The 11122-nt window shown below is 73.6% G+C and carries 11 protein-coding genes and 1 riboswitch; of the genes, 6 read left to right on the top strand and 5 right to left on the bottom strand.

Annotation, left to right across the window (positions count from 1 at the left end; genetic code table 11):
* On the bottom strand, nucleotides 1-2087 hold a 2087-nt coding region (locus AC08OV_RS20465; RefSeq protein WP_476620130.1), incomplete at its 3' end, for a VWA domain-containing protein.
* A gap of 342 nt (nucleotides 2088-2429) precedes the next feature.
* A riboswitch (cobalamin riboswitch) is annotated at nucleotides 2430-2511 on the bottom strand.
* 158 nt (nucleotides 2512-2669) lie between these two features.
* On the opposite strand from AC08OV_RS20465, the gene AC08OV_RS20460 reads away from it, so the two are divergent.
* Both AC08OV_RS20460 and AC08OV_RS20455 read left to right on the top strand, forming a co-directional pair.
* A complete protein-coding gene (locus AC08OV_RS20460) occupies nucleotides 2670-3722 on the top strand; it encodes a pentapeptide repeat-containing protein (RefSeq protein ID WP_476615669.1) in 1053 nt (350 codons plus the stop codon).
* A 112-nt stretch (nucleotides 3723-3834) separates the two neighbouring features.
* The gene (locus AC08OV_RS20455; RefSeq protein WP_476615670.1) at nucleotides 3835-4437 is read left to right on the top strand and encodes an adenylate/guanylate cyclase domain-containing protein; all 603 of its coding nucleotides are present in this window, start codon (nucleotides 3835-3837) and stop codon (nucleotides 4435-4437) included.
* Between the two features lie 115 nt (nucleotides 4438-4552).
* On the opposite strand, the gene AC08OV_RS20450 is transcribed toward AC08OV_RS20455, so the two are convergent.
* Complete coding sequence (locus tag AC08OV_RS20450; protein WP_476615671.1) at nucleotides 4553-4726, bottom strand: hypothetical protein; 174 nt, start codon at nucleotides 4724-4726, stop codon at nucleotides 4553-4555.
* A gap of 145 nt (nucleotides 4727-4871) precedes the next feature.
* Here AC08OV_RS20450 and AC08OV_RS20445 point away from each other — a divergent pair, with 145 nt between their 5' ends.
* Nucleotides 4872-5099 carry a hypothetical protein gene (locus AC08OV_RS20445; RefSeq protein ID WP_476601641.1) on the top strand — a complete coding sequence of 76 codons (228 nt, stop codon included), beginning with the start codon at nucleotides 4872-4874 and terminating at the stop codon, nucleotides 5097-5099.
* Nucleotides 5100-5173: 74 nt separating this feature from the next.
* On the opposite strand, the gene AC08OV_RS20440 is transcribed toward AC08OV_RS20445, so the two are convergent.
* Together AC08OV_RS20440 and AC08OV_RS20435 are read right to left on the bottom strand one after the other, a co-directional pair.
* A complete protein-coding gene (locus tag AC08OV_RS20440; protein WP_476620129.1) occupies nucleotides 5174-7006 on the bottom strand; it encodes a toll/interleukin-1 receptor domain-containing protein in 1833 nt (610 codons plus the stop codon).
* A gap of 175 nt (nucleotides 7007-7181) precedes the next feature.
* Complete coding sequence (locus AC08OV_RS20435; RefSeq protein ID WP_476615943.1) at nucleotides 7182-8081, bottom strand: hypothetical protein; 900 nt, start codon at nucleotides 8079-8081, stop codon at nucleotides 7182-7184.
* A 379-nt stretch (nucleotides 8082-8460) separates the two neighbouring features.
* Between AC08OV_RS20435 and AC08OV_RS20430 the strand changes: the two genes are divergently transcribed.
* The gene (locus AC08OV_RS20430; RefSeq protein ID WP_476612081.1) at nucleotides 8461-8751 is read left to right on the top strand and encodes a hypothetical protein; all 291 of its coding nucleotides are present in this window, start codon (nucleotides 8461-8463) and stop codon (nucleotides 8749-8751) included.
* Nucleotides 8752-8808: 57 nt separating this feature from the next.
* On the opposite strand, the gene AC08OV_RS20425 is transcribed toward AC08OV_RS20430, so the two are convergent.
* Complete coding sequence (locus tag AC08OV_RS20425) at nucleotides 8809-9840, bottom strand: site-specific integrase (RefSeq protein ID WP_476615944.1); 1032 nt, start codon at nucleotides 9838-9840, stop codon at nucleotides 8809-8811.
* Between the two features lie 292 nt (nucleotides 9841-10132).
* Here AC08OV_RS20425 and AC08OV_RS20420 point away from each other — a divergent pair, with 292 nt between their 5' ends.
* Together AC08OV_RS20420 and AC08OV_RS20415 are read left to right on the top strand one after the other, a co-directional pair.
* Nucleotides 10133-10549, top strand: coding sequence for a PPOX class F420-dependent oxidoreductase (locus tag AC08OV_RS20420; protein WP_476615942.1), 417 nt, complete (start codon nucleotides 10133-10135; stop codon nucleotides 10547-10549).
* Nucleotides 10550-10689: 140 nt separating this feature from the next.
* Nucleotides 10690-10968, top strand: coding sequence for a GlsB/YeaQ/YmgE family stress response membrane protein (locus tag AC08OV_RS20415; protein ID WP_462188996.1), 279 nt, complete (start codon nucleotides 10690-10692; stop codon nucleotides 10966-10968).
* Nucleotides 10969-11122 lie beyond the last annotated feature (154 nt).

Below are 11122 nucleotides of genomic sequence, written 5' to 3'. Positions count from 1 at the left end.
CCCGTCGCCGGTCCGGCCGCGCCACCGGCGGCGCGCACCAGCGCGCGGGCCACCGGCAGCGGGTCGCCCCCGGCGGTCGCCCGGCCGTCGGTGACGACCACGAGCAAGGCCCGCCGCGCCGGATCACGGCGCCGTTCGGCGCGCAGGACCTCACCGGCGAGGCCCAGCCCGGCGGCCAGCGGGGTCCGCCCGCCGGTGGGCAGCGCGCGCAGCCGGGCCGCGCCCACCTCCACGCTCGAGGTCGGCGCGAGCACCACCTCCGCCCCCAACCCCCGGAAAGTGATCATCCCGATCCGGTCGCGGCGCTGGTAGGCGTCGACGAGCAGGGCCAGCACGGCCGTGGTGACCAGGGTCATCCGCGCGCGGGCGGCCATCGACCCGCTGGCATCGACGACGAACAGCACCAGGTTGCCCTCCCGGCCGACGCGCACGGCGCCACGGCGGTCCGCCGGGACCAGCACGAGGCCAGGTCCGCACCGGCCGCGGGAGGCCTGGAACGGGGCGGCGGCGAGCAGGGTCGCCGGCAGATGCAGGCCGGGTGCGTCCGCGGCGGTGGTGACGAGCGCGCCGCGGCTGCCGCGGGCCGGGGACCGACGCCCGGTGGTTCCCGAGGAGGTTCCGAGACCGGCGACGGTGAGCAGCCGCGGCCGAAACGCCGCCGCCGGTGCGCCGGCGAGCCGGGACGAGGCCGCCGCCGCGGTCGAGGCCGCGGTCGAGGCCGCCATCGCGGTCGAAGACATCGACGGGGACGGTCGTGCCGACCACCGGTCCCCGCCATTCCCGTCCCCCGCACCGCCGCCGCCGTGGGGACCGCCGTCACCACCGGGCGCGCCCCCCGAACCGCCGCCGTCGGGCGGGTCGTCATCGGGGCGCGCACCGTTCACCGGTACACCGGACTCCCCGACACCGGACTCCCCGACACCGGACTCCCCGACACCGGACTCCCCGACACCGGACTCCCCGACACCGGACTCCCCGACACCGGACTCCCCGACACCGGACTCCCCGGCTTCGCGTTCGCCGGTCTCGCGTTCGGCCCCGACGCGCTCGTCGAGACCGGCCAGGGCCTCGTCGAGGACGGCGTCGAGGGTCTCGTCGTCCATTCCGGGGGCGTCGAACGGCCCGCGGCGGCGGCGATGCGGTAGCGCGAGACGGGCACCGGTACGGATGTCGGCGGCGAGCACCGTGGTCCGCCCCGCCCACGCGGCGAGTGCCATCGCGGTCTTGGCCAGCACCACGTCGGCGCGCATGCCGTCGACGTCGCAGCCGGCGCAGATGGCGGTGACGGCCCGCAGCGCCGCGTCGGTGAGCCGGACCGTGCCGAGCCGGCCGCGGGCGGCGACGACCCGGGCCGCGAGTTCCGCTTCCGCGTCCGCCCAGGTCGCGGCGAACCCGGCCGGGTCGGCTTCGAACGCCAGCCGGCGGCGGACGACCTCCGCGCGCACCGCCGGGTCACGGCTGGCCGCGACGTGCACGGTCAGCCCGAACCGGTCGAGCAGCTGCGGACGCAGCTCGCCCTCCTCCGGGTTCATCGTCCCGACCAGCAGGAACACCGCCGGATGGCGCACCGACACCCCGTCGCGTTCGACGTGGGCGACCCCGAAGGCGGCGGCGTCGAGAAGCAGGTCAACGAGATGGTCCCCCAGCAGGTTGACCTCGTCGACGTAGAGCAGCCCGCGGTGGGCGGCGGCGAGCAGACCCGGGCGCAGGACGCTGACCCCGTCGGCCAACGCCCGGTCCAGATCGAGGGAACCGGTCACCCGGTCTTCGGAGGCGCCTACGGGCAGTTCCACCAGCCGGGCCGGACGGGTCAGTGACGACGACGACGACGGCGACGGCGACGGCGCGGGATGCGGGCCGTCGGGGCAGTCCGGTGACGGCGCGTCCGGCGCGCAGGAGAACCGGCAGTCCTCCACGACCGCCACCGGGGGCAGCAGGGCGGCCAGGCCGCGCACGGCGGTGGACTTGGCGGTGCCCTTCTCCCCACGCACGAGGATTCCGCCCAGCGTGGGGGAGACCGCGTTGAGCAGCAGGGCCAAGCGCAGGTCGTCCATACCGACCACCGCCGACAGCGGGAAGCTCACCACGGTGTCGACGCCGTCGAGGCGAGCGGGTGTCGCCGGTGCACCGTGTGCGGCTGACAGGATCGACACGACCGGCACGACGGACACCGATGCGGTGCGTACGACAGGTGCGGCGCGTACGGCCGGGATGGCCGACGTGGCCGGTCTGGCAGTGGTACGGGCATGCCGGGGTCCTCCCAGGGTCCTCGCCCATGGTCATCACGGCGACGGCCGGAGTATCCTGGCTCCCGGATCAACGCGCACCTTCGGCCTTCCAGCCGCCGCTGCGGCCGTGGCCCGTCGCCCCGCCCGGGCGGCTCGGGGTTCCTCTCCGGACCCCTGGTCGGGCGATCGCCGGGCATGCCCGCCTCCTCGCCGGCGAGCATGCCCGGGAAGGTTCACTTCCCGGTGACAGTGGCGGGACCGCGCCGGACTCGCACCGGCTTCCTCCCCTGCTGTCGCGTCTGTCAGCATGACATATCCGAGGATCGCGGGCGGGGACCGCGGGTGAACTGGTATCCCGCCCCCAGGCTAGCCCGAGGCCGGTGGACACGGGGGTGGCGACTTCATTCTCCGCGGTCGCGTCTGTCAGAATGATGTCTCCCGTTGACGTTCAGAAGGGCACACACCTTGCCCGACGATCTCGATCCCCCCGCGGGAATCATCGGGGACGCCCGCGGCCGGCTGCGTGCCGACTGCGGACGCTGTTTCGCGCTGTGCTGCGTGGCACCGGCGTTCTCCGCCTCGGTGGACTTCGCGATTGACAAACCCGCCAGCACGGCCTGCCCCAACCTGAACGCGGGCTTCGGCTGCGCCGTCCACGAGCAGCTGCGGCCGCGGGGGTTCCGCGGCTGCGCCGTGTACGACTGCTTCGGCGCCGGGCAGCAGGTCTGCCAGGTCACCTACGGCGGGCGGGACTGGCGGGCGGCCCCGGACAGTGCCCGGCGGATGTTCGATGTCTTCGCGGTCATGCGGGCGCTGCACGAGCTGCTGTGGTATCTGAGCGAGGCGCTGAGCCTGCCTGCCGCCGCCCCGCTGCATGCCGAGCTGCATGACGCCCGCGCCCGCACCACGCTGCTGACCTGCGCCGACGCTGACACGCTGCTCGCCGTGGACGTCCCCGCGCTGCGTCGGGCGGTTCATCTGCTGCTGCTGCAGGCCAGCGACCTGGTCCGCGCTGAGCTGCCGGTCCGCGCCGGGAGCAGGCGTCCCCGGCGGCGCCCCCGCGGCGCCGACCTGCTCGGCGCGAACCTCGCCGGGGCGGACCTGCGCGGCGCGGCGCTGCAGGGAACCCTCCTGATTGGCGCGGATCTGCGGGGGGCGGATCTGCAGGGGGCTGACCTGCTCGGCGCGGACCTGCGCGACACTGACCTGCACGGCGCCAACCTGCATGGCGCCCTGTTCGTCGTTCAGGCCCAGCTCGACGCCGCCCGCGGGGACGCCACCACGGCGCTGCCCCCGGCCCTGACCCGCCCCGTGCACTGGACGCGCCCGGCGGACCCGGCGCGGCCGGACCCCCGGCCGCGCCCCGCGGCAGGCTCGGACCCCACGCCCGGGACGGCGCCGATCCCCTCGTCGTTGCCCAGTGCGGCCCGGCCGCGGCGGTCGGCGAGTTCTCCTCGTTCCCCGCGGTCGCCTCGTTCCCCGCGCCGCCGCTGACCGGCAGACCGGTCGTCGGCGGCGCTATGCCGACGCCGGGCCCGATCCCCCGGTCGGGCCACGGCGCGGAAATCACGTCTTCACCGGCGGGACGGCGCGTCAGGATGGGACCATGGCACGCGAGGATACCGGCGACATCCGGCAGGACCCGGAACGGGACACCTGCATCACCGCCACGAGCATGTTCGTGGGCATCACCGGGACCACCGACATCGGCAGAGGAATCGACCCGGAATCGCTGCAGGAGGTCCTGCGGCGGGCGTTCACCCTCGTGCGCACCATCGTCTCCACGCACGGCGGCTCGGTCGAGAGATTCATCGGTGACGCCGCGTTCGCCCTGTTCGGCGTCGCCGAGCCGCACGTGGACGACGCGCTGCGCGCCGTCCACGCCGCCCTCGAGATCCGGGCCGCGACGGAGGCGCTCAACACCGAACGGCACCACGACCGGGACCTGAGGCTGCGCGTGCGGATCGGGATCAACACCGGCGAGGTCACCGTTGCCGCCGGTGGCGTGAGTGGCGACCCGGTGAACGTCGCCTCCCGGCTGGAACACGCCGCGCCCGCCGGCGAGATCTTCCTCGGCGACACCACCTATTATCTCGTCCGGGACAGCGTCACCGCGAGCGAGGCGGATCCCCTCGTCGTGCAGGGCAGGCCCGTCCCGTTGCGTGTGCACCGGCTGATCGGACTGGCCGCTCCGTCGCCGGCCGCCTGAGCACCACCGGGCGCCCCCGGTGCCCCGCCCCGGCTCCGTGGGCGAGCGGGACGAAGGGCGGTGCGGGACTGCCAGCGGAATGTCAGCGGGCTGTCAGCGGGCTGTCAGCGGGCTGTCAGCGGCGCCGGACGCGACGTGAACCGGTCCGCGGGATGACGGCCGGTTGGGGGCCGCGGCCCAGCCCGCCGTGGCGGACCTGCATGTGGGTGGCGAGCAGTTGGGATGCCTCGGTCTTGGTGGGGACCCGGTCCGAGATGATACCGCAGTACGTGCAGGTGTATCTGGCCATCATGAGGTCCCTTCGGATGCTCGGGCAGGGCCAGAATGCGGCAATGCCGCGACAGATACATCACATTCCGAGTTCGCATACCTATCTGAAACGCTAATCTCCCACGTGTTTGCATGTCAATCTGGTACGCCCATAAGGTGGGTGGATGCCCCGCCCGCCGTGGACGCCGAGGACGCAGGCTCACCATGAGCTCATGGCCGCCCTGTCCGCCTCAGTCGACGCCGCCTGCGAGGCGGAGGAGAGAATGTGGGAGGCCGCCCGCGCCGCCCGCGCCGGCGGAGTGCCGATCGACCTGGTGGCCGCGCTCACCCGGCGCGGACGGACCACCATCTACCGCCATCTCCCCCTTGGGCAGGATCTCGGCGACGCCTGAACGCGCACTGCTTCGCCGGCGGTGGACCGGCGTCCCCGGCCCCGATCCCGGCGTGGCATCCCCGGCCCGGCCCCTCAGCGGCCAGGGAACAGCTCCCACCCGGCGGTGACGCGGTCGGCGCCGGCGGTGGCCAGCAGCTGGCTGTCCGGGGCAAAGGCCACCTCGTGCACCGGCCCGCCGTGCGGGGGCAGCCGGTGGGCGGGCCCGGGACACTCCGGATCGGTGACCTCGCGCAGGGTCACGGTCCGCTCGCCGCCGCCGGCGGCGAGCAGGGTGCCGTCCGGGCTGAAGGCGAGCGTGTGCACGGCCCGGCGATGGTCGGTGACCGCGGCCAGCACGGTCTGGGCCGTGGGGTCGGCGACCGAGTAGACCCGGATGGTCCGGTCCCTGCCGGCGGCGGCGAGCAGATCACCGTCCGGGCTGAACGCGACCGTGTGCACGGGACCGCGCGCGCCGGTCAGCGTCACCGTCGCCGCCGGCCGGGTCGGGTCGGCGAGATCCCACAGGATCACCGTCCGGTCCTGCGAACCGGTGGCCAGCAGGGTCCCGTCCGGGCTGAACGTCACCGCCCGCACGGGACCGCGATGCCCGGCGAGGACCGCAGCCCGCCGGGGCGCCCCCGGTTCGGCCAGGTCCCACAGCAGCACCGCCCGGTCGTCGCCAGCGGTGGCCAGCAGCGTGCCCCCCGGGCTGAAGGCGAGATCGTGCAGGTAGCCGCGATGCCCGGTCAGCGTCATCAGCGGCAGTGGGCGGGTGGGGTCGCCGACCTGCCAGAGCACGGTGGTGCCGGCGTCCCCGGCGGCGGCGAGCACCCGCCCGTCCGGGCTGAACGTCACCGCCCGCACCCACTCCTGGTTGATCCGCCGCCCGTAGCCGACGGTCGCGATCAGTCGCGGCGGGGCGGGGAACGCCCACGCCCACAGCCGTACGGTCGTGTCGGTGCCGCCGGTGGCCAGCAGCGAGCCGGAGGGGCTGAACGCCACGCTCATCGGATGACCGCGCTCCTGCGGCAGCACCGCGACCCGTCGTGCCGCGCTGAGATCCCGGGGGCCCGGGTGTGCGTGCCCGGCGCGGGAACGGTGCGGGCGCCGGCCGGGCCCCGTCGCATCCGCCGGGACCTCCGCCGGGACTTCCGCAGGAAAGGGGGGTGGCACGAGCCCCCCGGCCGGCCACGGGGCAACGACCGTGACCTGGCGTAGCAGCCAGTCGCGGGCGGTGGTGGCGGCCAGCCCGAACAGGTCGAAGGCGAGCAGATGCCCGAACGGGCCGGGCCGGGCGCAGTCCTCGATCCGTACCAGCATGACCCGGCCGGGCCGGGCCAGGCGCCCTGCCGGTCCTCCCCGCGCCGTTCCTCCGACACCCGCCGTTCCCCCGGCAGGGGCGCCCGTTCCCCCGGGGGCGGCATTCGCGCCGTCCCCCGCCGCGGGACGGACCGCCGGCACCGGCACGGCGGCCCCGGCCTGGGCCGAGCGGGTGAGCGCGGCCAGGTAGGCGGACGACCAGATCAGCAGGATCTCCCCGCCGAGGGTGAGATGCCGGTCCAGGTCGAGCGCCGTGTCCCCGGCGGGGTCGGGTCCCGCGGGGGCCGCGGTCAGCGGATGGCTCACAACCCGGTAGCCGGCCTGCTCGAGCTGCCAGGCCAGCCAGCGCGCCCACGCGGCGTCCCGCGGCGCGTTCGCGTGGGACAGGATGATGTCCCATGACGGACCCGCCGCGGCCGCCCCGACATCGGTACCCGCGTCCGGCCCGCCTCCGGCGGGCGCACCAGGAACACCAGGAACACCAGGCGAACCGGGCCCCTTGGGAACATCGGGCACATCGGTCGGGGTGCTGCCCGCCCCGGCCGGGGGAGCGTCCTCGCCGCCTGTGCCGCGGACGTGATCGGCCGCGGCGCTGCCCCTGCTCACACCCGGCAGCCTGCCACGCCCACCCCACCCCCGAGAAGATGATCATAAATGCCGATCGGGGGACGAGCCTGGCCGGTGCCGTTCCCGCCGCCGAAAGCGGACCGGCTGCCGAAAGCGGACCGGTTACCGCCCCCTGTGCCGTCATCGGCAGGCCATTGTCACATCCGGTTCACCGTCACATCCGGTTCACCGTCACATCCGGTTCACCGTCACATCCGGTTCCCGTGGCGGGCCTTCCCCCCGCGGACCCGGCGGACAACGGCGATCCCGTGCCTGCGGGCGGATGCACGCCGTCGGTACGGGCGAGGTCTGGGAAGGCCCCGTCGGCAATCGGGGGGAGCATAAAAATCCGACGGTGTTCCGTTCGGTGCTCTGCGATGGCGCGGCGTAGCCGCCGGACACCGTGTCCCCCGATCCCGCAGAGCGCCTGATCGATTTCGGCGAGCCGTTCGTCGCACGTGGTGATCGCCTCCGCGGCCGCTCGGCTCTGCTCATCGAACGGCCTTCTGGTCATCTCCATGCTCAGGGCCAGGCAGGGATTGAACATACTTTTGTTGTCCAGGAGAGGAATCAGGTCGCCGGCGATCCGCCGGAGCTCCTCACCGCCCAATTCACTGGGCATGCTCTTCGTGCCGAGAAGCCGGGTGAACCCGGCCATGATACTCTGGACATGCTGTTCGAACGACACGTCGGTGTCCGCCCGTGCCCCGTACGGGCCGTCGGTCGCGTGCGGGAAGGCCCGGCGATACAGCGCGGCGTACTCATCCAGTATGGTCTTTCGCTCCGCGGCTGGCGTCTTCGCGGCGGAGAACCACAGCCGAAGCTCCGTCTCGAAGTAAGCCCAGCGGGCGGCGGACCGCCCCGTTCCGGTCAGGTAGAAGCGGCCGATCCGCGCCGCGAGGTTGCGGTGTTCGTCCCGGCCCGCCCCGTCAGGGGCAAGCTCGCGGGCGATCGCACCCAACGACACTCCGTACCGTTTGTAGTGCTGCTCGTAGTCCTTGTAGCGGCGGGCCAGGAGGGCGTCGAGGTGGGAGTCCCCGGTCGCGCGCGGTGGCTGTTGTGGTTTACCGGACATGGCACCTTCTCGTGGACGATCGCGGGGACGCGGGAGCCGGAAAGAATGCGTCAGGAGTTGCCGCATTGACCCTCCGGATACGGCGGGATCCATCGCGTAGGAGGATATGAATGCACGGCGGTTGCCGCATTCGGCATCGGCGTCGACCTCCCTTGGTCCGGTGACGAAGCATCTTGCCACGCATTCCTTGCGTTGAGTAAGAAGGGTGCATGCAGGCCAGGCCTCGATCCACGCCACCTTATTGCCCGGTACCGCCGGTCCAGTGAACAGGCCCAGGCACCGTGCTATTCGACACCCGCTTCCCGAGGAGTATCCTGCGATGAATCATCGCCGCCCGCGTCGACGACGCCGTCGGGACAGGCGCGAGCACCCGCGTCCGTTGCTCCTTCGCCTGCCGGGCGGCGCGCGCCGCGAGAACCCGCGCGCCGCGGTGGGCGCGCCGGCGAGGCCGGACTCCCCGGTCGCCGGGGACCGTCACGGCGAATCCGACGGGCATCGTCGGGTCGGTGGGCATCGTCGGGCCGGTTACGCCGCATGCACGATAGTCGCGGTCGCCGGCGGGGGCGCGCTGCTGCGGGCGGGGCTGGTCAGCGCCGACGGGCTCGTCGTCCAGCTATGGGGGGTCCTGGTCGCGTTGATCGTCGACGGCTTCCTACGGAGTCGACGGTGACGGCCGCGGCCACGGGACGGCAACAGGCCGGTCGGGTTCGATCCAGGCCGGTCGGGTTCACAGCCCGACGCGGCCGGAGGGGTTGTCGCGGTCGAACAGCCGTCCGGCGCGGACGTAGCCGTCGAGCGACGCCGAGGAGCGCCACCGGCCCTGGCGCATGATCGACCGGTCGGCGACACCGGCGCGAGCGGCGGCGGTGGCGAACCCGGAGCGCAGCGAATGCCCGGCGAAGTCGGCCGGGTCGAGCCCGGCGGCGGCCACCCGGCGCTGCACGATCCGGGCCACCGAGCCCGGGTAGAGCCGCCCCGGCGCGACCTGCCCGTGCCGGTTGACCGCGCGGAACGCCGGCCCGTCGGTCAGCGCGGCAGCGCCCGCCCAGGCCCGCCAGGCCCGTACCGGGCAGGTCGGCCGGTAGGAGCCGTAGGCGACGCCGACCAGGGCACCGGCGGCCTCCTGGTCGGTCTTCGACGCCCGGATCGTCAGGACGACTCCGTCGGGGGTCTCGAGCAGGTCGGCGACGTCGAGGCCGACGAGTTCGGAGCGACGCAGGCAGCCGGCGAACCCGATCAGCAGCAGTGCCCGGTCGCGGACGTCGGCGAGGTTGTCGTCGCGCAGCCCGGCGACGACCCGGGCCAGCAGGGAGGTGTCCAGCGCGGTCTTGCGGTCCGGGCGGACCCCGCGGGTGCGGCGGATACCGTCCCAGACGGCGCAGACCTCCGGTGCGCTCGCCGGGTTGGGATGGCGACCGAGCTGGTGGGAGACGGAGATTGCGGCGAGCCGGCGGCGGATCGTCGAGGGCTTGTACCCGGCGTCGGCGAGCGTGGCGAGGTAACCCGCGACCGTCGCCGGGGTCGCCGGCAGCGGGCACAGCGGCACCGTCTGGTGTTCACACCAGGCCCGGAACTGGCGCAGGTCACTGTCGTAGGCCCGCCAGGTCGCCGTGGAACGCGCGGCGCGGGCGTAGTCCCCTACCCGGGCGAGCAGATCGGCGGTGAGCTGCCCGTCGGTGCCCGGTGCCAGGACCGGCACCGGCGGCTGTGCCGCGCCGGCGGAGCCGGCCGGTAGCGCACGGGGGCCGGGGATCGGCATGGTGGCCTCGTCGTTCACCGCCGGGGCGTCCGGGCATCCTGGAACATCGAGACCCACCCTAGTCCGCCGCGGCTCGCCCGGGCTCGTGGACGGGCTCCGAGGCACGCGGTGTAAAGCTCAGCGGCGTCCTCGGCCGCCCGGCGGGGAACCGGTAATAGCCGTCACCGGTACGCCGTCGCCTTGGCCTCAACAGCGCTTGACCTCAACAGCGCTTGAGCTCAACAGCGCTTGAGCTTCTAGTGTCGGGGCGGTCCCCGTGGCCCCGCTCCGCCCCCACCAGAGGAGGCAAGCCATGACCTTCACCGAGCTCGAGACCGATTACCTGCGCACCCAGCCCCTGGGCCGGCTGGCGACCGTGCGTGCCGACGGCACCCCGCAGGTCAACCCGGTCGGGTTCAGCCTCAACGAGAAGCTGGGCACGATCGACATCGGCGGGTACAACATGGCCGCGAGCCAGAAGTTCCACAACGTCTCCCGGCAGGGCAGGGCCGCGATCGTCATCGACGACATCGTCTCCAGTGACCCGTGGCGGGTGCGTTTCCTGGAGATCCGCGGCGCCGCGGAGGCCATCCAGGCCCCGGGCGGCCCCGCCGGCCGCATCGACGGTGCGATCATCCGCATCCATCCTCGGCGGATCATCAGCTTCGCCCTCGACACCCCCGACCGTGAGCCGCACGAGGTCACCATCCAGCGGCGCACCATCTCCTGAGTCATCTCGACGGGCAGGCTGTCCGCGGGACGACGTTCCGGACGTTGTTTGACGAACCGGGTTGGTCGGGTATACGGCGGACGTCCTGCTCCTCGATCATCGGTCGGCCATCGATGATCATTACTGGCCGGAGGTCTTCCGTGGTCTGGACCCTCATCAGCTGGGTGCTGCTTGGTCTCGTTGCCGGCGCGGTCGCGCGCCTGCTCGTGCCCGGGCCCGACCCGATGAGTATCCCTGCGACGATCCTGCTCGGCATCGTCGGCTCGTTCGTCGGCGGTTTCCTCGGCTACGTCCTGTTCAACCGTGATCTCAGCGAGGGCGCGCTGCAACCGTCCGGCATCGTCGGCTCGATCATCGGGGGTATCGTCGTACTGCTGGTGTGGCGGGCGGTGGGCCGCCGCCGTACGTTGCACCGCTGACGCCCCGCCCCCGAGGCCGCCTAACGGCCGCCCGGTGCGGTGGGTTGACACGGCGGTAACCGGCGGAGCCCACCCGCCCCGGACCCGGGGGAGCACACGTGGCGGGGACCGCAGGGAGCACCGCGTCCGGGATCGTGCGGGCGCGCCTGTGCGC

Source organism: Frankia sp. CeTa3Moorea (assembly GCF_978021225.1).
The sequence above is the reverse complement of the archived record's forward strand: the minus strand, read 5'-3'. Positions and strand labels throughout refer to the sequence as shown.